The sequence below is a fragment of the Streptomyces sp. NPDC093510 genome (assembly GCF_040683555.1).
Classification (GTDB): domain Bacteria; phylum Actinomycetota; class Actinomycetes; order Streptomycetales; family Streptomycetaceae; genus Streptomyces.
Window position 1 is genome coordinate 1 of sequence record NZ_JBFBEE010000051.1, and the last position, 21001, is coordinate 21001.

Consider the following 21001-nt stretch of genomic DNA (forward strand, 5'->3'; position numbering starts at 1 on the left):
GGCTGCAAGAGCCGATGACCCGAGCGGCGAAGCCGGGCAGTCGGCCGAGCTGCGACCGTGACGTCGGCTCACGTTGAGCCGGTCCGCACCCGGCAGCGAGAGCGGATGGCCCGAGCGGCGTAGCCGGGGCAGAGCCCTGACCGTAGCGCCAGCTCACGTTGGGCCGGTCCGCACCCGGCAGCGAGAGCGGATGACCCACCCAGAGAATACGAAGCCCCCACCCCTGGCCGTCCGGCTCAAGGGAGACTTGCGGTGCAGGGGCGGGAGTCAAGGGTGGAGCGGAGCGGAATCGGCGGAGCCGACGCGACGTAGGAGCGCCCTTTACTGCCGGCCCGGAGGCGCCACAATCCGCTAAAAACCGGGCGGCCCCGGTGACCGTCAAAGACACCGGCCCACCGAAGACGCAGAGCGCACCCCGCACTAGGTCAAGTCCTGGCCTAGTTGCCTCCTAACGTGGCGCTTGTCCGACGGAGCGGTACCAACGGAAGGCGGTCACCACCATGCCCCACACCGACACCACGACCCCCGCTGAGCCGACGACCACCGGCGAGCGCGCCGATCTGCTGGAGGCACTGACCCAGCACCGGACCATGCTGCGCCACACCGTCCGAGCCCTCACCGACGAGGAGGCCGGGCGGCGCACCACCGCCAGCGAACTGTGCCTGGGCGGCATCATCAAGCACGTCACCTCGGTCGAGCGGGTGTGGGTCGCCTTCATCCGGGACGGCCTCGCCGCCCTGGGCGACGTGACCGACATGACCGACGACGACTGGGCCAAGCGTTCCGACGAGTTCCGGACGCTGCCCGGCGAGACGCTGGCGGGCGTACTCGACCAGTACGCCGAAGTCGCCCGCCACACCGACGAGTTCGTGCGCGGCCTGCCCGATCTCGACGTGACCCACCCCCTCCCGGAGGCCCCGTGGTGGGAGCCCGGCGGGCGCTGGACGGCCCGCCGGACGCTGCTGCACATCATCGGCGAGACCGCCCAGCACGCGGGTCACGCCGACATCATCCGGGAGCACCTGGACGGTGCCCTGAGCATGGCCTGACTCACGCCGTCGGCGCCGGGTCAAGCTCCGCCCAGATCGTCTTGCACGGGCCGAACGCGGGTGTCCCCAGATCCGTCCCCCAGCGGTCGGCCAGGGCCTCGACCAGGAGCAGGCCCCGCCCCGACTCCGCCTCGGGGGAGGGGCGTCGGGGGTGCAGCGGCGGGCTCCGGTCCGCCCGCGCGTCCGTCACTTCGATACGGAGTGTGTTCGTGGCGGTGACCGTCAGCCCCAGCCGGAAGCTTCTTCCGGGCACGTGGCCGTGCAGTACGGCGTTGTTCGCCAGCTCGGCGACGATCTGCTCCGCGTTCGCGGAGGGCTGCTCCCAGCTGTGCAGTTGCTCCCTCGTCAGGAGCCGGGCCAGGCGGGCGCCTCTTCGCGTCGCGGAGAGCAGGATCGTGAACTGGTGTACGGGTGTGGGGGTTTGAGCCGGGGTCATTTTCTGGTTCACGTCACTCAGCGTGGCGGCCCGTGCGTAGCGTGCATAGCGGTGCGCGCCCTGCGTACCGCTTTTGTCCCGCGCTTGTCCCGGCCTGTCCTGGCTGTCCAGGGTGACGTACGGGTACGAGTGCGCGTTGGGCTTGGACGGGACGGTGGAGGTGGCACGGTGGAACGCAATGGCGTTACGGATGAGCCGGGTTGGGACGTCGACCCCGAGGACGAGATCAGCGCGGTGGTGGAAATGGTCGGCCATCAGCTGAAGACGTGGCGAGAAGCGGCGGGGATGCGCGTCGCCGACTTCGCGGTGGCGATCGGCTATGGGGAGGACCTCGTCCGCAAGGTCGAGCGCGGGGCGCGCATCCCCCGCCCCGAGTACCTGGACCGAGTGGATGAGGTGGTGGGCGCGCGGGGGGTCGTTTCCGCGATGAAGAAGGAGATGCGGGAGGCCCGGTACCCGAAGAAGGTCCGGGACTTGGCGAAGTTGGAGGCTCAGGCGGTCGAGCTGTGCTCCTACGGGAACCACAATCTGCATGGGCTGTTGCAGACGAGGGACTACGCGCAGGAGCTGTTCGAGATGCGGCGGCCCGCATACTCGCAGGATCAGATCGAGCGGGACGTGACCGCCCGTATGGCGCGACAAGCGATCTTCGAGAGGTCACCCGCCCCCGCGCTGAGCTTCGTGCAGGAAGAGGTAACGCTGAGGCGCCCAATCGGAGGCACAATGGTTCTGCGCCGCCAACTCGAACACCTTTTGGAAGTGGGGCAGTTGCGTAACGTCGAGATCCAGGTGATGCCGACGCGCTGCACGGATCACGCCGGAATGGGCGGCCTCATTCAGATGTTGAAGTTCGCGGACGGCAAGGCGGTAGGACGCTCCGATGGTGCCTTCGGCGGGCGCCCAGTCTCCGATCCGAAGCAGCTCCGAATTCTCGAACTGCGCTATGGCATCATCCGGGCCCAGGCGCTAACGCCAGGAGCGTCACTGGTCTTCATCGAAGAAATGCTGGGAGAGACATGATCCGCAAGGCCTCTGCCGGGGACGCTTCCGAGCTGCACTGGTTCAAGAGCAGCTACAGCAGTAGCAGCGACCCCAACGACTGCGTCGAGGTCGCCCTTGAGTGGTTCAAGAGCAGTTACAGCGACAGCAACGAGTCCGGCGACTGCGTCGAAATAGCCACCACCCCCGACACCATCCACATCCGCGACTCCAAGACCCCCCAAGCCCCCCACCTCACCCTCGCCCCCTCCACCTGGTCCCACTTCATCACGTACGCCTCACGGAACTCAGAGGCGTAAGACCAAGGGACGAGCAAGATCCCACCCCAGGACAGGGGTAAAACCGCCCCACGCCTCTTACTCTGGCGTGCATGACTGACGACACCGGCGGTGTACTGAGCAGGCCCTACCGCGCCCTGAGCATCGGCATCGTCTCCGTCGTGCTGCTGATCGCCTTCGAGGCGACCGCTGTCGGGACGGCGATGCCGATCGCCGCCCGTGAGCTGGATGGGGTGTCGCTGTACGCCTTCGCCTTCTCCGGGTACTTCACCACCAGCCTCTTCGGCATGGTGCTCAGCGGGCAGTGGGCCGACCGGCGCGGACCACTGGGACCGCTCGCCACCGGTATCGCGCTGTTCGCGGCGGGGCTGCTGCTGAGCGGCACCGCCGGAGGCATGTGGCTGTTCATCGCGGGGCGGGCCGTGCAGGGGCTCGGCGGCGGCCTGGTCATCGTCGGGCTGTACGTCATAGTCAGCCGCGCCTACCCCGAGCATCTGCGGCCGTCGATCATGGCGGCGTTCGCGGCGAGTTGGGTCGTGCCGTCCGTGGTCGGGCCGCTGATCTCCGGCACGGTCACCGAGCACCTCGGGTGGCGGTGGGTGTTCGTCGGCATCCCGGTCCTCGTACTCGCGCCGCTCGCCCTCGCGCTGCCCGCGATACGGCGGACGGCGTCCGGGCCGGTCGACCCGGACGCGCCGGTCGCCGCGTTCGACAGGCGCCGCATCCGGCTCGCGCTCGGGATCTCGCTGGGGGCGGGGCTCCTCCAGTACGCGGGGCAGGATCTGCGCTGGCTCTCGTTGCTCCCCGCCGCCGTGGGCGGGGCCGTCCTCGTGCCGGCGGTCCTCGGGCTGCTGCCCAAGGGGACGTACCGGGCAGCGCGCGGGCTGCCCTCCGTCGTGCTGCTGCGCGGCGTCGCGGCGGGGTCGTTCGTCGCCGCCGAGTCCTTCGTACCGTTGATGCTCGTCACCCAGCGCGGGCTGAGCCCCACCATGGCCGGGCTTTCGCTGGCCGTGGGCGGGGCGACCTGGGCGCTCGGGTCGTACGTCCAGTCGCGGCCCGCCATGGAGCCGTACCGTTCGCGGCTCGTGGCCGCCGGGATGGTGCTCGTCGCGGCGGCCATCCTCGCCGTGCCGACCGTCCTCATCGAGTCCGTGCCCGTGTGGATCGTGGGGGTCGCGTGGGCCTTCGGATGCTTCGGCATGGGCATGGTGATCGCCTCGACCAGCGTGCTGCTGCTGCGGCTCTCCGCGCCTGCGGACGCCGGGTCGAACTCGGCCGCGCTCCAGATCTCCGACGGACTCTCGAACGTCATCCTGCTCGCCGCGGGCGGCGCCGCGTTCGCCGCGCTCGGCGGCGGCACGGTGGGTGCGGGCCACGGGGCGGGGGAGACCACGGGCTCGCACCCGGCCGCGTTCGTCGCCGTCTTCCTGCCGATGGCGGTGGTCGCCCTGGTCGGGGCGTGGGTGGGGACGCGGCTCCAGGCGGCGCGGGTGCCGGACGCGGCTGTGCCGGACGTGGCGGCGGTCCCGGCGGCGGACGAGACCGGGGTCGTGGTGACCGACGTGGTGACGGACGTACGGATGGACGTGCTGTCGGATGCGGCGTCGGACGTACGTACGGATGCGCGGGCGGACGGGTAGGCGGACGCGGTGTCCGGCGTGCGGACGGACGTGCGGACGCACGTGCGGACCGGCACCGGAGGGGGCGACGGGGGCGGACGTGCGGGGGTACCAGGGGCGCCGGCGGGGCACCCCACGGGGGCCTGCGGGCGGCCGCGCAGGGGGACATACGCACCGGCACCCTCCGCCCCGCGCCTCCGTGTGAGACCCGTCGCACCGACCTCCCCCACCGCCTCGCCCCCAGTGGAACGTCCCCGCATCACCGGTAAGGTGGCCCGGTTGTCATACGTGCCGCCGACCTTGCGAACCCGGAGACCGTGACTACCACCAGCGCCGCCGCCAACTCCTCCCACCACCTCTCTCCCGCCTTCCCCGGCCGCGCCCCCTGGGGCACCGCCAACAAGCTGCGAGCCTGGCAGCAGGGGGCGATGGACAGGTACATCCAGGAGCAGCCGCGAGACTTCCTCGCCGTCGCCACGCCCGGCGCCGGCAAGACGACGTTCGCGCTCACGCTCGCCTCCTGGCTGCTGCACCACCATGTCGTGCAGCAGGTGACCGTGGTCGCGCCCACCGAGCACCTGAAGAAGCAGTGGGCGGAGGCCGCCGCCCGCGTCGGCATCAAACTGGACCCCGAGTACAGCGCCGGACCGCTCAGCAAGGAGTACCACGGCGTCGCCGTGACGTACGCGGGCGTCGGCGTGCGGCCGATGCTGCACCGCAACCGCTCCGAGCAGCGCAAGACCCTTGTGATCCTCGATGAGATCCATCACGCCGGCGACTCGAAGTCCTGGGGTGAGGCGTGCCTCGAAGCCTTCGAGCCCGCGACGCGGCGCCTCGCGCTCACCGGTACGCCGTTCCGGTCCGACACGAACCCGATCCCCTTCGTCACGTACGAGGAGGGGAACGACGGCATCCGGCGCTCCGCCGCCGACTACACGTACGGCTACGGCAGCGCGCTCGGCGACGGCGTCGTGCGGCCCGTCATCTTCCTCTCGTACTCCGGCAACATGCGGTGGCGCACGAAGGCGGGCGACGAGATCGCCGCGCGGCTCGGCGAGCCCATGACCAAGGACGCCGTCAGCCAGGCCTGGCGCACCGCGCTCGATCCACGCGGCGAGTGGATGCCGAACGTCCTCAAGGCCGCCGACAAGCGGCTCACCGAGGTGCGGAAGGCCATCCCCGACGCGGGCGGGCTCGTCATCGCCTCCGACCAGGACTCCGCCCGCGCCTACGCCAAGCTGATCCGCGAGATCACCGGCACGAAGGCCACCGTCGTCCTCTCCGACGACACCGGGGCGTCCAAGCGGATCGACGACTTCAGCGCGAGCACCGACCGGTGGATGGTCGCCGTCCGCATGGTGTCCGAAGGCGTCGACGTGCCGCGCCTCGCGGTGGGTGTGTACGCGACCACGATCTCCACGCCGCTCTTCTTCGCGCAGGCCGTCGGTCGTTTCGTACGGTCCAGGCGGCGCGGCGAGACCGCGTCCGTCTTCCTGCCCACCGTCCCCGACCTGCTCACCTTCGCCAACGAGATGGAGGTCGAGCGCGACCACGCCCTCGACAAGCCGAAGAAGGAAGGGGAGGAGGACCCCTATGCCGAGTCCGAGAAGGAGATGGACGAGGCGAACAAGCAGGAGGACGAGGACACCGGGGAGCAGGAGCAGTTCTCCTTCGAGGCGCTGGAGTCCGAGGCCGTCTTCGACCGCGTGCTCTTCGACGGCGCCGAGTTCGGCATGCAGGCGCACCCGGGGAGCGAGGAGGAGCAGGACTATCTGGGCATCCCAGGGCTCCTCGAACCCGACCAGGTGCAGATGCTGCTCCAGAAGCGGCAGGCCCGGCAGATCGCCCACAGCAGGAAGAAGCCGGACGAGGAGGCCGACCTCCTTGAACTGCCCGCCGAGCGGCGGCCCGTGGTCTCCCACAAGGAGCTGCTCGGGCTGCGGAAGCAGCTCAACACGATGGTCGGCGCGTACGTCCACCAGAGCGGGAAGCCGCACGGCGTCATCCATACCGAGCTGCGGCGCACCTGCGGCGGGCCGCCCAGCGCCGAGGCCACGGCCGGGCAGCTGCGGCAGCGGATCGAGAAGGTCCAGGAGTGGGCCACCCGCATGAAGTGACCTTCGAGTAAGGAGTGGGGGGTTCCGAGTGCGGAGGGCTTGTGTGGATGTCGCGCGCACGGCTCTCCGGGGGCGCCCCGCGTAACGGGGCAGATGGGGGCGCTAGGGGCGCCCCCGTGCCCGGATTCTGGACGAAGTCTTCCGCTGAGCGGGACGGCCTCGCTAATGTCCCCGCAACGCACACGCCCCGTGGCAGCGCCGCCGCGGAGCGCAGCCGGTGTTCCGACCGGCGGCCTCTGACGCGCGTCGCCCACGGGACCGGCGGCGCAACCGCCGCGTAAGGGGGCCGCCGACCCTCACCTAAGGAGTGGGCGTCGTGACCGCGGAGACTTCCCAGACGCTCGACCGAGGACTGCGCGTCCTCAAGCTGCTGGCCGACACCGACCATGGCCTCACGGTCACCGAGCTGTCCAACAAGCTCGGCGTGAACCGGACCGTGGTGTACCGCCTGCTCGCCACGCTCGAACAGCACGCGCTCGTACGACGGGACCTGGGCGGCCGGGCACGCGTCGGCCTCGGCGTGCTCCGCCTCGGCCGCCAGGTGCACCCGCTGGTGCGGGAGGCCGCGCTGCCCGCGCTGCGCTCCCTCGCGGAGGACATAGGGGCGACGGCCCACCTGACCCTCGTCGACGGTTCGGAGGCCCTCGCGGTCGCGGTGGTCGAGCCCACGTGGACGGACTACCACGTCGCGTACCGCACGGGGTTCCGGCACCCGCTCGACCGGGGTGCGGCGGGGCGCGCGATCCTCGCGGCGCGGCAGGGGCTGGTGACGGATCCCGGTTACGCGCTCACCCACGGCGAACTGGAGGCCGGCGCGAGTGGAGCGGCCGCCCCGCTGGTCGGCGTGACCGGCCTCGAAGGCAGCGTCGGCGTCGTCATGCTGGCGGACTCGGTGCCGGAGAGGGTGGGGCCTCGGGTGGTGGATGCGGCGCGGGAGGTTTCCGATGCGTTGCGCTGAGGCCGCGTGGGCGAGCGGAGTCACGGGGCGCGGTCTGTCGCCGGCTGCGCCGAGCTCGTCCTCAATCGCCGGACGGGCTTGAATTCCTCCCCGTCGGGGTCGTTCGCGTGCTGCGGGCCCGTGCACGGGGCTCGGTCGATCGCCGGCTGCGCCGAGCTCGTCCTCAATCGCCGGACGGGCTTGGTATTCGCCCTCGCGCTCGTCCTCAAGCGCCGGGCGGGCTTGAACTTTTCCCCGCACGTTAGATTGATCCCGTGTTCTCGTTCTCTCGTCTCACGCGCCCCCAGGCCCTCGCCGTCTGCGCCCTGCCCGTCGTGGCTCTGCTCGCCGTCGCCGGGGTTGCGCCGTTGCCGTTTGCCGTGGCTCAGCCGGGGGGGACGGCCAACGTGCTCGGGGAGCACGAGGGGAAGCCCGTCCTGACCGTTTCCGGCGTTCCCACGCGGGAGACCAAGGGGGAGCTGCGGATGACCACCATCGTGGCGACTGGGCCCCAGATGGACATCTATCTGGACGACGTCATCGATGGATGGTTCCGGAGCGATCGGGCCGTCATGCCCAAGGACTCCGTCTACCCCGTCGGGGACGACGTGAAGGAAGTCGAGAAGCACAATCTCGGGGACATGAAGAAGTCGCAGGACGCCGCCACGGACGCGGCGCTGCGGTATCTGAAGGCGAACGGCGTGGACGACACCGACAAGGTGAAGGTCAAGGCCGACCTCGGCAAGATCGGTGGGCCGAGCGCCGGACTGTTCCTCACGCTCGGCATCATCGACAAGGTGGACGGCGACGGCAGCGGCGGCGACCTGACGGGCGGCCGCAAGATCGCCGGCACCGGCACGATCACGGCCGGCGGCAAGGTCGGCCCGGTCGGCGGTGTCGCCCTGAAGACGCAGGCCGCCCGGCGCGACGGCGCCACCGTCTTCCTCGTGCCGAAGGACGAGTGCTCGGACGCTCAGGCGGAGCTGCCGAAGGGGCTGCGGCTTGTCCCCATCACGACGCTGACGGGAACGGTCGACGCGCTGCGGGCCCTGGAGAAGGAAGGGAAGGGCGGGAAGGTTCCGAGTTGCTGACCAGGCGTAGGCCCAACTCGACCAGCGTCCAGCCGAGTTGAGTGCGGAAGCGGGGGCCGTGGTGGCGTACACGTGCGGCGCGGCTTAATTCTCGCGCACGCTCGTGGTGCAGCATCAAGTGCACTTCGGGGTGCATGGCTCGGTCCTCTCATATGTCGTCGGCTGTCACCGGGCGGGTCGGGAAGACGTGGGAGTGGACGCGCACCTTGGCGGCGTCCGGGGCGCCCTCTTCCGGCGGCGACTCGCGGTAGCTGTCCACGAGTTCGTGGATCTTGTGGCTCAGTTCGGACGCGAGCTCGGGAGTCAGGTCCAGGGTGAAGTCGCTCGTGTCGGCGGCCTCGCCCCACTCCTGTGACCACTCGTGCCGCGTGGCGATCCAGGTGGTCACTTCCTGCGCGCGCTGTGTCGCGTACTCGAACAGGAGCGTGCTGAGCGCGCCCTGCACCTCCGGGGCCCGGTCGCGGATGAGGTCCTCGTCGGTCCAGGTGCCCTGGTGGACCGACCGCCACCACCGCTCCCGGCCCTTGCCCCGGCCCGGGTCGTCCTCGACGAAGCCGTACTCCGCGAGTTGCCGCAGGTGGTAGCTGGTCGCGCCGCTCGACTCGCCCAGGCGGGCGGCGAGTTGGGACGCGGTCGCCGGGCCGTCGAGCCGCAGCGAGGAGAGCAGCCGCATCCGCAGTGGGTGCGCGAGGCCGCGCAGCGTGCGGGCGTCGAGGTGATGGACCTTTCGGGGCTGCGGCTGGCGCGGCTGTTCCGTCATGCCGTCAGCGTAGGCATGCAAAGACTCCGTTGCAATGCCTTCTTTGCAACGGAGTCTTTGGAACTTTGGCCGTGCTGCGCGCTACTCTTTGACGAAGCCCTCCTCGATCAGCCAGTCCTTCGCCACCTCATGCGGGTCCTGGCCCTCCACGTCCACTTTGGAGTTGAGCTCCCGCGCCACCGTGTTGTTGAGCTTCGCGGTGATGGGGGCCAGGATCTCCGCCATCTCCGGGTGTTCCTTCAGGGACTTGCTGTTGATCTCGGGGGCCGCGTTGTAGTTGGGGAAGAAGTGCTTGTCGTCCTCCATCGTCGTCAGGTCCATCGCCTTGATGCGGCCGTCCGTCGTGAAGACCTCGCCGTACGTGCACGTCCCCTTGGACGCCTGGGTGTAGATGATCCCCGTGTCCATCTTGGTGATGCTGGAGGACGGGACGCTCATCCCGTACTTCTTCTGCATGCCGGGCAGTCCGTCCTCCCGCGACGCGAACTCGCTCTCCACGCACAGCGATACGGCCTTCGGGTCCGACTTCGACAGCTTCGCCACGTCCGAGAGCGTCTTCGTCCTGTACTTCGCCGCGTTCTTCTGGTTCATCGCCAGGGCGTAGGTGTTGTTGAGCTCGGCCGGGGGGAGCCAGGTGACGCCGTTCTTCAGGTCCGCTTCGTGCACCGCCTGCCACTGCTTCTGCGGGTCGGTGATCGGCTCGGTGTTGCCCTGGTACGTGATCCAGGCCGTGCCCGTGTACTCGTACATGGCGTCCGCGTCGCCGCCCTTGACTGCTTCGCGCGCGCCGATCGAACCCTGGATGCCGGTGCGGTCGAGCACGTCCGCGCCCGCCGCCTGGAACGCGATGCCCATGATCGCGCCGAGGATCAGCTGTTCCGTGAACTCCTTGGACGTGACCGTGAGGTCGGCGCCCTTCAAGGGCAGGCCCTTGCCGACGGAGCCGGGCTTGACGTCGTCCACCATCGGGCTGCCGCTGGTCAGTCCGCAGCCGGCGAGCAGGGCTGCGGAAAGGGCCGCGAGCACCGTCGTGCGCGGGGTGATCCTCATGCGTCCACCTCCAGGCCACGCGGGCGCAGCACCAGTTCCGCCAGCGACGCAAGCCAGTCCACCAGGAGCGCCAGCGCGATCGTCAGGATGGAGCCGAGCATGAGGACCGGCATCCGCTGATTGGTCATGCCCGTCGTGATCAGGTCGCCGAGGCCGCCGCCACCGCCGAACGTGGCGAGGGTCGCCGTGCCGACGTTGAGGACGAGTGCCGTGCGCACACCCGCGAGGATCAGCGGGACGGCGAGCGGGAGTTCGACCTTCGTCAGGACGCCCAGGGGCGACATTCCGATGCCGCGTGCCGCCTCCAGGAGGGTGGGGTCGTTCGCCTTCAGGCCCGCGATCGTGTTGGAGAGGACCGGCAGCACGGCGTAGATGATGATGCCGATCAGCGCGGCCTTCTCGCCGATGCCGAGCCAGATCACCAGGAGCGCGAGGAGACCGATCGCGGGGGTCGCCTGGCCGATGTTGGCCAGGGCCATCGCGACCGGGGCGCCTTTGCGCAGCCTCTTGCGGGTCAGCAGGATGCCCAGCGGAATGGCGATGATGAGGACGAAGAACGTCGAGATCGCAGTGAGTTCGATGTGCTGGCGCAGCCGGAGCCAGACGTTTCCGTTCGCCAGCGCGTTCGTGGAGATCGAGTCGAGGTCGGCCTGCTCGAACCACCACCAGGTCGCCAGGAGGACCACCGCGAGCACGGCGGGCAGGAACGTCACCTTCTGCCAGGTGACCCGGCGCGGCTGCCGGGCCGCGAGCACGGCAGGCGGCGCTTCGAGGTCGGCAGGCGGCGCTGCGAGGTCGGCGTCGTCCTGGTTCTGGCCCTGGTTCTGGCCCTGGTTCTGGTTCTGGTCGGGAATCCGGGTCGCGCCACCGGAGGTGTCTTTCACGCCTTCGCCTCCCCGCCGTAGCCCTCCTGCTCGAACTGGGTCAACTGGGCGCGCTGCTCCTCCAGTTCGTGCTGGTGCTCCACGGCGTCGAGGCGGTCGGCCTCCAGCATCTCGTGGACGGAGTTCATCAGCGTCTCCATGTCGACGACGCCCGTGTACTCGCCGCGCCGCCCGGTCACCGCGACCCGGCCCGCGTTGTCCGTGAGGACGGCCTCCAGCGCGTCGCGCAGGGTGGCGTCGCGGGTCACCGTGTCGTGGACGAGGGTGCCCGCGCGGGCCAGCGAGCCCCTGGCACGCATCAGGTCGCCGCGCCGCAGCCACTTGTAGGGGCGGCGGCGCTTGTCGAGCAGGAGCAGTTCGTTGGTGCCGCTGTCGCGCAGCTTGTCGAAGATCTCCTGGAGCGGGTCGTCGACGGTCACCGTGGGGATGTCGGCGATCTCCACGTCCCGTACGCGGGTGAGGTTGAGGCGCTTCAGGGCCGCGCCCGCGCCCACGAAGCCCGAGACGAAGTCGTCCGCCGGGTTGGTGAGGATCGCTTCCGGGGTGTCGAACTGCGCGATGTGCGAGCGCTCCCGCAGGACGGCGATGCGGTCGCCGAGCTTGATGGCCTCGTCGAAGTCGTGCGTGACGAAGACGATCGTCTTGTGCAGCTCGTGCTGAAGCCGGATCAGCTCGTCCTGGAGGTGGTCGCGGGTGATCGGGTCGACGGCGCCGAACGGCTCGTCCATGAGCAGCACGGGCGGGTCCGCCGCCAACGCCCTTGCCACGCCCACGCGTTGCTGCTGGCCGCCGGAGAGCTGGCGCGGGTAGCGGTTGTGGAACTCGCCCGGGTCGAGCCCCACCAGGTCGAGCATCTCCTCGACCCGCGACTTGATCCTCGACTTGCCCCAGCCGACCATCCTCGGCACGAGCGCGATGTTCTGCGCGACGGTCATGTGCGGGAAGAGGCCGGAGGACTGGATCGCGTACCCGACCTTGCGGCGCAGCTTCACCGGGTCGATGTCGGTGACGTCCTCGCCGTTGATGCGGATGCGGCCGCCTGTCGGCTCGATGAGCCGGTTGATCATCTTCAGGGTGGTCGACTTGCCGCAGCCGGAGGGTCCCACGAGGATGACGGTCTCGCCCGCTCTGATCTCCATGTTGACGCTGTCCACGGCTGGTTCGCCGTTGCCGTAGCGCTTGGTGAGATTCTCCAGCTCGATCGTCGCCCCGGACGCGGCGGTGGTCTCAGGCACGGATCCCCCTCGAAATGGTCAGCCTGCCGATCAGGACGTACGCGGCGTCGAAGAGCAGCGCCAGGACGATGATCCCGAGCGTGCCCGCGAGCACCTGGTTGAGCGCGTTCTTGCTGCCGAGCGAGCCGATGCCCCGGAAGATCTCGTTGCCGAGCCCGGGGCCGGACGCGTACGCGGCGATCGCCGCGATGCCCATCAGCATCTGCGTGGAGACGCGGATGCCGGTGAGGATGGGCGGCCACGCGATCGGCAGCTCCACCTTGAAGAGCCGGGTGAGACGCGACATCCCGATGCCCTTGGCGGCGTCGACCAGCGACGGGTCGACGCCCCGCAGGCCGACGATGGCGTTGCGCACGATCGGCAGCAGCCCGTACAGGGTCAGCGCGATGACGGTCGGCGCGACACCGAGACCGACGACCGGGATCAGCAGGCCGATCATGGCGAGGGACGGGACGGTGAGGATGGTGGAGGTGACGGTCGTGGCGAGATTGCCCGCCCATTCACTGCGGTACGTGAGAACGCCGATCAGTACGCCGATGACGGTGGCGACGACCATGCACTGGAAGACGGCGCTCGCGTGTTGATACGCGTCCGTCAGCAGTTGCTGGTGGCGGTTGCCGAGGTAGTCCCAGAAATTCACTGAAGTGCTCACCTCGTCCTTCCGAAGGAACTCACAGGTCGGTGACTCAGGGTTCGGTGACTCAGGGGTCTTCGGACGCCTGCTCCACCAGCGGGATGATCCGCAGCGGAACGGGGTTTTCCATGACGATCGCCGTGGAAGCCCGGACGATGCCATCAAAGCCCACGACCCGGTCGATCACACGCTGGAGATCCGCGTTCGACCGGGCCACGAGGCGGCAGAGCATATCGCCGTGGCCGGTGATGGTGTGCAGCTCGAGCACCTCGGCCACGGTCGCCAAATGGGCCCGTACATCCGCCCCCTGGCCCTGTTTGATCTCCAGGGTCGCGAAGGCCGTGACGGGATAGCCGAGCGCCGCGGGATCGACCTCCGGACCGAAGCCGCGGATGACTCCATTGGACTGAAGCCGGTCCATCCGCGCCTGCACCGTGCCGCGCGCCACCCCGAGCCTGCGGGACGCCTCAAGAACCCCGATACGCGGCTCCCGCGCCAGCAGCACGATGAGTCTGCCGTCCAGATGATCGATCGCCATGACGCCTCCAAGGTGGTCATGATGTACAGATAGCCCGCTCATCCTGGCCACCCACTGTGCATATTGACCACTGAAAACGCGAACTATTGCGCACCTTGCGGTTCGGCGGGAGCCTCAGCACATGACTGAGACCACCACCCACACCACCCCGGACACCGCGCGCGAGGCCGACCCCTTCCCGGTCAAGGGAATGGACGCGGTCGTCTTCGCCGTGGGCAACGCCAAGCAGGCGGCGCACTACTACTCCACGGCGTTCGGCATGAAGCTGGTCGCCTACTCCGGACCGGAGAACGGCAGCCGCGAGACCGCGAGTTACGTCCTCACCAACGGCGGTGCGCGCTTCGTCTTCACCTCCGTCATCAAGCCCTCCACGGACTGGGGCCACTTCCTCTCCTCCCACGTGGCCGAGCACGGCGACGGCGTCATCGACCTCGCCATCGAGGTGCCGGACGCCCGCGCCGCGTACGCCTACGCCGTCGAGCACGGCGCGCGCGGCATCACGGAGCCGTACGAGGTCAAGGACGAGAACGGCAAGGTCGTCCTCGCCGCCATCGCCACGTACGGCAAGACGCGCCACACCCTGGTGGAGCGCGCCGACTACGACGGCCCGTATCTGCCCGGTTTCGTGGCCGCGAACCCGATCGTCGAGCCGCCGGCCAAGCGCACCTTCCAGGCCATCGACCACTGCGTGGGCAACGTCGAGCTCGGCAGGATGAACGAGTGGGTCGGCTTCTACAACAAGGTCATGGGCTTCACGAACATGAAGGAGTTCGTGGGCGACGACATCGCGACCGAGTACAGCGCGCTGATGTCGAAGGTGGTGGCCGACGGGACGCTCAAGGTCAAGTTCCCGATCAACGAGCCCGCCATCGCCAAGAAGAAGTCGCAGATCGACGAGTACCTGGAGTTCTACGGCGGCGCCGGCGTCCAGCACATCGCGCTCGCCACGAACGACATCGTCGAGACCGTGCGCACGATGCGCGCGGCGGGCGTCCAGTTCCTGGACACCCCCGACTCGTACTACGACACGCTCGGCGAGTGGGCCGGTGAGACCCGCGTGCCCGTCGAGACCCTGCGCGAGCTGAAGATCCTCGTCGACCGCGACGAGGACGGCTACCTGCTCCAGATCTTCACCAAGCCGGTCCAGGACCGCCCGACCGTCTTCTTCGAGATGATCGAGCGACACGGCTCGATGGGCTTCGGCAAGGGCAACTTCAAGGCGCTCTTCGAGGCGATCGAGCGCGAGCAGGAGAAGCGGGGCAACCTCTAGGCACCGTCGGTCGCGGGCTGCGCGCTGCTCGTTCTCAATCGCCGGACAGGCTCGAAGTTCCCTGGCCTGTCCGGCGATTCGCGTCGTGCACCGGTTAAGGTGCCGCCATGGCCAGGATCAATGACGTCGGTGGCATGCAGGGCTTCGGGCCGGTCGACACCGCCGACGACACGGAGCCCTTCCACGCCGACTGGGAAGCCCGCGTCTTCGCACTCAACAGTGCGCTCGTACGCGAAGGCGTGTACAACCTCGACGAGTTCAGGGACGCCGTCGAGACGATGCCGCCCGCCGCCTACCTGGCCGCCTCGTACTACGAACGGTGGCTCCACGCCATCCGCACGCTCCTGGACCGCAAGGGCGTCGTCGCCATGGCGGAACTCGATGACTGACCGCTACCGCTACCCCGCGGGCACCCGCGTACGGACCGTCCGCCACGACCCGCCCCACCACACGCGCCTGCCGCGCTACGCCCGCGGCCAGCGGGGCGTCGTCGTCGAGCCCGAGGGACGTCACCCGCTGGCCGACGTCCGCTCGCAGGGCAGGGACGACGCGCCCGTCGAGCAGGTGTACGCCGTGCGGTTCGCGGCCCGCGACCTGTGGGGCGACGGCGACCACGACGTCGTGCTCGACCTGTGGGAAAGCTATCTGGAGGACGACACCCCATGAGCGGTACGCACACGGACGCGCTGATCTCCCGCCAAGTGCGGCGCCTGGAAACCCTGCTGGAGGACCGCGGCATCGTCGTCGGCGCCGCCCTCGACGAGATGCTGGACGCGTTCCTCGGCGGCGCGACCCCGCTCAACGGCGCCCGCGTCGCCGCGCGGGCCTGGACGGACCCGGCGTACAAGGAGCGGCTGCTCGCCGACGGCACGGCGGCCGTCACCGAGCTGGGCTACTCCGCCGGGGGAGTCCAGCCCCAGCGGCTGCGCGTCGTCGAGAACACGGACGACACCCACAACGTGGTGGTGTGCACCCTCTGCTCCTGCTACCCGGTGCGGCTGCTCGGGCCCTCGCCCAGCTGGTACAAGAGCGAGGCCTACCGGGCGCGCGTGGGGCGCGAACCCCGGGCCGTCCTGGAGGAGTTCGGGCTGCGGCTGCCGGCCGCGACGCGGATCACGGTGTGGGACTCCAGCGCCGAGACCCGCTACCTGGTCCTGCCGCGCCGCCCCGAGGGCACGGACGCCCTCACCGAGGAGGAGCTGGCGGCGCGGGTGACCCGCAACGGCCTGATCGGCACGGCCGCGCTCTGAGCGACCGCCTGCCAGGGAGCCGCTCTCACGGCGTGCCCGTGCGCCACTGGTGGTCCGGCAGGAAGCTCACGTCGTACTGCTCGGGGACGCTCCCGAACTTGTGGGGCTCGGGGACCAGCGGCCGGTGCGGCAGACCGTGGCCCTCCGCGGGCGCGCCGAGGTTCTCGAAGAAGCGCTCGAAGGTGCCGCCGGGGCCCGCGGCGACGCCGACGACCTGGCTGTGGTGGCGCTCCATGCGGTAGGCGTGCGTGCAGTTCTTGGGCACGAAGCCGAAGTCGCCGGGGGTGAGCAGTTTCTCCTGCTGGACGCCCTCAGTGTCCTCGACGAAGAGGCGGACGGCGCCTTGGGTGACGTAGAAGACCTCGTGGGTGTCGGCGTGGACGTGGGCCGGTATGAGGTCGCCCTTGGGGCCCTCGACGGTGAAGAAGTTGAAGGTGTTCTCCGTCTGCTCACCGCCCGCGTAGACGGTGATGAGGTCCCCGAACAGGTGGGCCCGGTCGCCCTCGCCCTTCTCGATGAAGTAGGGCTTGCCCGGCTCCGGGGGGATGTGGGAGGCGCGGCGGTAGCGGGTGGCGTACTCGATGGTCATGGGCGGGTGCTCCTCGCGGCTCGGACGCTGATGGCGGGCTTCTGCGGCACTGATGTCAGGTACCAGTGCCAGGTATCAATGTCAGCTATCAATGTCAGGTACCCTGACATTAATGACGCAGAAGCCCGCCCACCGCAACCTGCCCCAGCTCCTCGGCGAAGCCCGCCGCTGGTTCGAGGAGGGCCTCCTCGCCGCCATGGAGGCGGCGGGCGCCGCACCCGTCTCCCCGACCCAGGTGCAGCTCTTCGCCGTCCTCGACGACGAGGGCACCACCGTCTCCGAACTGGCACGCCGCATGGGCGTCACCCGCCAGACCGCACACCAGGCCGTGCACGGCCTCGTCGGCGCCGGACTCCTGCAACAAGTCCCCGACCCCGCCTCCGCCCGGCAGCGCCTCATCCGCCGCACCCCCGAGGGCGAACACGCCCACCGCGAGGCCGGCGCCGTCCTGGAGCGCCTGGAGGCCCTGCTCGCCGAACGCATCGGCACGGCCGCGACCGACGCCCTGCGCGCGGCCCTCGAAGCCCCGTGGGGACCACCGGGGGAGCCGGACAAGCCCTAACGCGCCGTGGACTGACTGCGTGGCGTGCTCGGCGTGGTGCCGCGGCGCTGGGAGGACTGCCGGGGGGATGTACGGGGCTTCGGCTGCGTCCGGGTTCGCGGCTGCGCCTGCGCCGGCTGGCGGCGCGGGAAGGACTGGCGGGGCTCCGTCTCGGGGCTCGGCGCGTACACCTGCGCGGGCCCGCCCTCCGGCGGCTCGCCCAGCGCCTCCAGGGCCTCCTTCGCCACGGGCACGCCCAGCGGCGAGAAGTACGGGTTGACGCGCAGCGCCTCGCCCAGATGGCGGCGCGCGGCGCCGTACCAGCCGAGCTCCCGCTCGATCTCCCCGCGGTGGAAGGCGAACAGCGCACTGCGCGGCCCCTTGTCCATCGCCTTCGTGACCAGCTTCAGACCCGCCTCGCCGTCCCCCGACCTGTGCAGCGCCCAGCCCAGCGCGTCCGCCGTCCGCGGACTGCCGTGCCGCTTGTACTCCGCCGTGAGCCGCTTCACCGCCGCGTCCGCGTCGCCGTGGTCCGCCTCGAAGAGACCGAGGACGCGTTCGTTGTTGACGCCGCCCGCACGGCCCTGCCTCACCCGCGCCCGCAGCAGGTCGTACTGCGCCCGCGCGGCCGGCCGCAGCTTCAGCGACTCGTACAGCTCGCCCAGCTCCAGGGCGTACTCGGGCAGCGGCTGACGGGTCAGCGCCGCACGGTAGGCGTGCAGTGCGTCCGAGGAGCGGCCCAGCGCCGCCAGGGCGCGGCCCCGGCCCGCCAGCGACGGATGGTGGTCGGCGTCGGCGGCGAGCGCCGCGTCGTAGTAGCGCAGCGCCTCCGTCGGCTCGCCCCGCTCCCACGCGAGCTCCCCGACCCGGTACAGACCCGCCGCCTTCTCCGCCGGGGCCTCGGCGAGCGCCGCCGCGTCGGTCAGCGCGGCGTTCGCGTCCTCGCGCCAGCCGCGGTCGCGGTACACCTGCCCGGTCCGCGTCAGGACCGCCGCACCCGAGCCCAGCTTCCGCAGGGACTCCAGGGCCTTGCCGGCCGCCTTCGCGTCACCGAGCCCGCTGTACGCGTCGATCAGCGCCGGATACGCCGTCCACCGCTTCGGCGCCTGCCGCACCGCGAGCTCGCCCCACTTGCGGGCGGCACGGAAGTCGTGCCGGGCGTTGGCGAGCGCGGCAAGGCCCGTCAGGGCCTCCGGGTTGCCCTGCGGCTTCGTCCTGAGCGAGGTGCGCAGCGCGCTCTCCGCCTTCGGATAGTTCGCGAAGTCGGCGGTCCGCACGCCCCGAGCCACATACGCCGAGCCGAGCACCGCCCAGGACTGCTCGTCGCGTGGGTGCGCCCGCAGATGCGCCTCGCGCTCACCGATGAGCGCCGCGAGATCGGGCAGCGCGGCGGGCGCCCCCGCCCCCACGGCCGCCATCGCCCGCCCGGCCGGGCCGAGCGCGGGCGGCGCCGCGTCCCCGCCGTCCGGGGGCAGCAGCACCAGCACGCCGCCGAGCACCACGCTCCCCGCCACGGAGCCGATCAGCACACGCTTCACCGAAGGCCTCATGCGCTCACTGTGCGCCAATGACTTCAATACGAAGAGCACATCCCCGGCCCGGGGAACGACGTCGCACACGGGTTCACACCGATGGCCCCGGGTGCGAGGCTGTGATCATGAGCCGCACCCTCATCGACCTCCTTCAGGAGGGGCTCCCGGCCGAGGCGGTCCTCACCGACCCGGACGTGACCTCCTCGTACTCCCACGACATGGCGAGCTTCTGCGACGCGGGCGTCCCGGCCGTCGTGGTCCTGCCGCGCACCGTCGAGCAGGTCCAGCACGTGATGCGCACCGCCACCGAGCTGCGCGTCCCGGTCGTCCCGCAGGGCGCCCGCACCGGCCTGTCCGGCGCCGCCAACGCCAGCGAGGGCTGCATCGTCCTCTCCCTGGTCAGGATGGACCGCATCCTGGAGATCAGCCCCGTCGACCGCATCGCCGTCGTCGAGCCCGGCGTCGTCAACGCCACGCTGTCGCGCGCGGTCGGCGAACACGGCCTGTACTACCCGCCGGACCCCTCCAGCTGGGAGATGTGCACCATCGGCGGGAACATCGGCACCGCCTCCGGCGGCCTGTGCTGCGTGAAGTACGGGGTCACCGCGGAGTATGTCCTCGGGCTCGACGTCGTCCTCGCCGACGGGCGCCTCATGAGCACCGGACGCCGCACCGCCAAGGGCGTCGCCGGATACGACCTGACGCGGCTCTTCGTCGGCTCTGAGGGCAGCCTCGGCATCGTCGTCCGCGCCGTCCTCGCACTGCGGCCCCAGCCACCCCAACAGCTCGTCCTCGCGGCGGAGTTCGGGTCGTCCAAGGCGGCCTGCGACGCCATCTGCGCGATCATGGAGGGCGGCCACGTCCCCTCGCTCCTCGAACTCATGGACCGCACGACGGTGAAAGCCGTCAACGCCCTCGCCCACATGGGCCTGCCCGAGACCACCGAAGCGCTCCTCCTCGCCGCCTTCGACACCCCGGACCCGGCGGCCGACCTCGCCGCGGTCGGCGCGCTCTGCGAGGCCGCGGGCGCCACCCAGGTCGTCCCCGCCGAGGACGCCGCCGAGTCGGAACTCCTGCTCCAGGCGCGGCGGTTGTCGCTCACCGCGCTCGAAGCCGTCAAGGGCACCACGATGATCGACGACGTGTGCGTGCCCCGCTCCCGGCTCGCGGAGATGCTCGACGGCGTCGAGCGCATCGGTGAGAAGTACGGCCTGACCATCGGGGTCTGCGCGCACGCGGGCGACGGCAACACCCACCCCACCGTCTGCTTCGACGCGGCAGACCCCGACGAGGGCCGGCGCGCCCGCGAGTCCTTCGACGAGATCATGGCCCTCGGCCTGGAGCTCGGCGGCACGATCACCGGCGAGCACGGCGTCGGCGTCCTGAAGAAGGAGTGGCTGGCGCGCGAGCTCGGCCCGGTGGGAGTGGAGATGCAGCAGGCCGTCAAGGCGGCCTTCGACCCGCACTCACTCCTCAACCCGGGCAAGCTGTTCTGACCCGCGACCGCCCCCGTGGCGGCCGGGCTCACTCACCGTCCTTGGACTCGTCCGAGGGCCACGGGTCGCGCAGCCACAGCTCGTCCACGCGGCCACGGCCCGACGCGGGCGCCAGCAGCTCGGCGAGGCCGTCGTCGATGCCGAGCTGCTCGGCCTCGGAGCCCGGCGGGACGACCCGCAGCGACCGCTCCAGCCAGGCCGACACGGCGGCCGCGGGCGCCTCCAGGAGCGCGTCGCCGTCCGGCGAGCTGAGCGCCATCAGGACGACGCTGCGGCCGTCCACCTTCGTCGGCCAGACCCGCACGTCACCGTGACCGCACGGCCTGAACACCCCCTCCACCAGGAGCTCACGGGCGAACGTCCAGTTCACCGGGTGCTCGGAGCCGATGTGGAAGGCGATGTGGACGGCGTAGGGGTCGTCGGTGCGGTAGGTGAGGCGGGCCGGGACGCGGACGGCCCGTTCCGGCGAGAGGACGAGTTTGAGCTCCAGTTCGCGTTCCACCACGGAGTGCATGGCGATGTCCTTCCTTCTCCTTGTTGCTGCTCGTAGGGGCCTTGGGAGTGGACCCGTACGAGTGGAGAGGGCGGGATGGCCGGAGCATTACGCGGGTTCGGGAGAATTTTTTCGTACGACTTCACAGAGGCGTCCGGGAAGGGGTGCGCGGGACGCGGGGGATGTGTGGGGAGCGTGCCCGG

23 protein-coding genes are annotated in these 21001 nt (G+C 70.4%); 13 read left to right on the forward strand and 10 right to left on the reverse strand.

Translation table 11 applies throughout. The features are described 5' to 3' along the window. Positions 1–500 precede the first annotated feature (500 nt). Positions 501–1049, forward strand: a complete 549-nt coding sequence (locus AB0N81_RS41295; protein WP_365367972.1) for a DinB family protein — start codon at positions 501–503, stop codon at positions 1047–1049. Between the two features lies 1 nt (position 1050). Here the strand turns inward: AB0N81_RS41295 and AB0N81_RS41300 are convergent, their stop codons facing one another. Next, positions 1051–1497, reverse strand: a complete 447-nt coding sequence (locus AB0N81_RS41300; protein ID WP_365367974.1) for an ATP-binding protein — start codon at positions 1495–1497, stop codon at positions 1051–1053. Between the two features lie 156 nt (positions 1498–1653). Between AB0N81_RS41300 and AB0N81_RS41305 the strand changes: the two genes are divergently transcribed. The 6 genes from AB0N81_RS41305 to AB0N81_RS41330 all read left to right on the forward strand — a co-directional run bounded on the left by AB0N81_RS41305 (position 1654) and on the right by AB0N81_RS41330 (position 8526). Then, complete coding sequence (locus AB0N81_RS41305) at positions 1654–2505, forward strand: helix-turn-helix transcriptional regulator (protein WP_365367976.1); 852 nt, start codon at positions 1654–1656, stop codon at positions 2503–2505. Next, positions 2502–2783 (forward strand): DUF397 domain-containing protein, encoded by a 282-nt coding sequence (locus AB0N81_RS41310; RefSeq protein WP_365367978.1) that lies wholly within the window; start codon positions 2502–2504, stop codon positions 2781–2783. Before AB0N81_RS41305 ends, AB0N81_RS41310 begins: the two co-directional genes overlap by 4 nt. A 71-nt stretch (positions 2784–2854) precedes the next feature. After that, positions 2855–4402, forward strand: a complete 1548-nt coding sequence (locus tag AB0N81_RS41315; protein ID WP_365367980.1) for an MFS transporter — start codon at positions 2855–2857, stop codon at positions 4400–4402. Positions 4403–4698: 296 nt separating this feature from the next. Beyond that, complete coding sequence (locus tag AB0N81_RS41320) at positions 4699–6498, forward strand: DEAD/DEAH box helicase (protein ID WP_365367982.1); 1800 nt, start codon at positions 4699–4701, stop codon at positions 6496–6498. A gap of 316 nt (positions 6499–6814) precedes the next feature. Continuing rightward, the gene (locus AB0N81_RS41325; RefSeq protein ID WP_362987159.1) at positions 6815–7456 is read left to right on the forward strand and encodes a helix-turn-helix domain-containing protein; all 642 of its coding nucleotides are present in this window, start codon (positions 6815–6817) and stop codon (positions 7454–7456) included. A gap of 254 nt (positions 7457–7710) precedes the next feature. Beyond that, complete coding sequence (locus tag AB0N81_RS41330; protein WP_365367984.1) at positions 7711–8526, forward strand: S16 family serine protease; 816 nt, start codon at positions 7711–7713, stop codon at positions 8524–8526. 148 nt (positions 8527–8674) lie between these two features. Here the strand turns inward: AB0N81_RS41330 and AB0N81_RS41335 are convergent, their stop codons facing one another. The 6 genes from AB0N81_RS41335 to AB0N81_RS41360 all read right to left on the reverse strand — a co-directional run bounded on the left by AB0N81_RS41335 (position 8675) and on the right by AB0N81_RS41360 (position 13627). Further along, the gene (locus AB0N81_RS41335) at positions 8675–9286 is read right to left on the reverse strand and encodes a helix-turn-helix domain-containing protein (RefSeq protein WP_365367986.1); all 612 of its coding nucleotides are present in this window, start codon (positions 9284–9286) and stop codon (positions 8675–8677) included. 81 nt (positions 9287–9367) lie between these two features. Beyond that, entirely contained in the window at positions 9368–10336 is a 969-nt protein-coding gene (locus AB0N81_RS41340; protein WP_365367988.1) for a glycine betaine ABC transporter substrate-binding protein, read from the reverse strand. Then, complete coding sequence (locus AB0N81_RS41345; protein WP_365368022.1) at positions 10333–11091, reverse strand: ABC transporter permease; 759 nt, start codon at positions 11089–11091, stop codon at positions 10333–10335. Before AB0N81_RS41345 ends, AB0N81_RS41340 begins: the two co-directional genes overlap by 4 nt. Before the next feature lie 125 nt (positions 11092–11216). Beyond that, a complete protein-coding gene (locus tag AB0N81_RS41350; protein ID WP_365367990.1) occupies positions 11217–12455 on the reverse strand; it encodes a betaine/proline/choline family ABC transporter ATP-binding protein in 1239 nt (412 codons plus the stop codon). Further along, a complete protein-coding gene (locus AB0N81_RS41355; protein ID WP_365368024.1) occupies positions 12448–13095 on the reverse strand; it encodes an ABC transporter permease in 648 nt (215 codons plus the stop codon). Before AB0N81_RS41355 ends, AB0N81_RS41350 begins: the two co-directional genes overlap by 8 nt. A 61-nt stretch (positions 13096–13156) precedes the next feature. Next, positions 13157–13627, reverse strand: coding sequence for an Lrp/AsnC family transcriptional regulator (locus AB0N81_RS41360; protein ID WP_030794967.1), 471 nt, complete (start codon positions 13625–13627; stop codon positions 13157–13159). 121 nt (positions 13628–13748) lie between these two features. Here AB0N81_RS41360 and hppD point away from each other — a divergent pair, with 121 nt between their 5' ends. From hppD to nthA, 4 genes are all read left to right on the forward strand, one after another. Further along, the gene (gene hppD / locus AB0N81_RS41365) at positions 13749–14897 is read left to right on the forward strand and encodes a 4-hydroxyphenylpyruvate dioxygenase (RefSeq protein WP_365367992.1); all 1149 of its coding nucleotides are present in this window, start codon (positions 13749–13751) and stop codon (positions 14895–14897) included. Positions 14898–15004: 107 nt separating this feature from the next. Further along, entirely contained in the window at positions 15005–15286 is a 282-nt protein-coding gene (locus AB0N81_RS41370) for a hypothetical protein (RefSeq protein ID WP_365367994.1), read from the forward strand. Then, entirely contained in the window at positions 15279–15563 is a 285-nt protein-coding gene (locus AB0N81_RS41375) for an SH3-like domain-containing protein (RefSeq protein WP_365367996.1), read from the forward strand. The genes AB0N81_RS41370 and AB0N81_RS41375 overlap by 8 nt, the downstream gene beginning before the upstream one ends. After that, positions 15560–16147, forward strand: a complete 588-nt coding sequence (nthA, locus tag AB0N81_RS41380) for a nitrile hydratase subunit alpha (RefSeq protein WP_365367998.1) — start codon at positions 15560–15562, stop codon at positions 16145–16147. Before AB0N81_RS41375 ends, nthA begins: the two co-directional genes overlap by 4 nt. Before the next feature lie 25 nt (positions 16148–16172). On the opposite strand, the gene AB0N81_RS41385 is transcribed toward nthA, so the two are convergent. Continuing rightward, complete coding sequence (locus tag AB0N81_RS41385) at positions 16173–16736, reverse strand: quercetin 2,3-dioxygenase (RefSeq protein WP_365368000.1); 564 nt, start codon at positions 16734–16736, stop codon at positions 16173–16175. A gap of 112 nt (positions 16737–16848) precedes the next feature. Here AB0N81_RS41385 and AB0N81_RS41390 point away from each other — a divergent pair, with 112 nt between their 5' ends. Further along, a complete protein-coding gene (locus AB0N81_RS41390; RefSeq protein WP_365368002.1) occupies positions 16849–17298 on the forward strand; it encodes a MarR family winged helix-turn-helix transcriptional regulator in 450 nt (149 codons plus the stop codon). Here the strand turns inward: AB0N81_RS41390 and AB0N81_RS41395 are convergent. After that, positions 17295–18827 (reverse strand): tetratricopeptide repeat protein, encoded by a 1533-nt coding sequence (locus AB0N81_RS41395; protein ID WP_365368004.1) that lies wholly within the window; start codon positions 18825–18827, stop codon positions 17295–17297. The genes AB0N81_RS41390 and AB0N81_RS41395 overlap by 4 nt on opposite strands. 107 nt (positions 18828–18934) lie before the next feature. Here AB0N81_RS41395 and AB0N81_RS41400 point away from each other — a divergent pair, with 107 nt between their 5' ends. Continuing rightward, positions 18935–20305, forward strand: a complete 1371-nt coding sequence (locus AB0N81_RS41400; RefSeq protein WP_365368006.1) for an FAD-linked oxidase C-terminal domain-containing protein — start codon at positions 18935–18937, stop codon at positions 20303–20305. A gap of 28 nt (positions 20306–20333) precedes the next feature. Here the strand turns inward: AB0N81_RS41400 and AB0N81_RS41405 are convergent, their stop codons facing one another. Continuing rightward, positions 20334–20819 (reverse strand): SsgA family sporulation/cell division regulator, encoded by a 486-nt coding sequence (locus AB0N81_RS41405; protein ID WP_365368008.1) that lies wholly within the window; start codon positions 20817–20819, stop codon positions 20334–20336. Positions 20820–21001 lie beyond the last annotated feature (182 nt).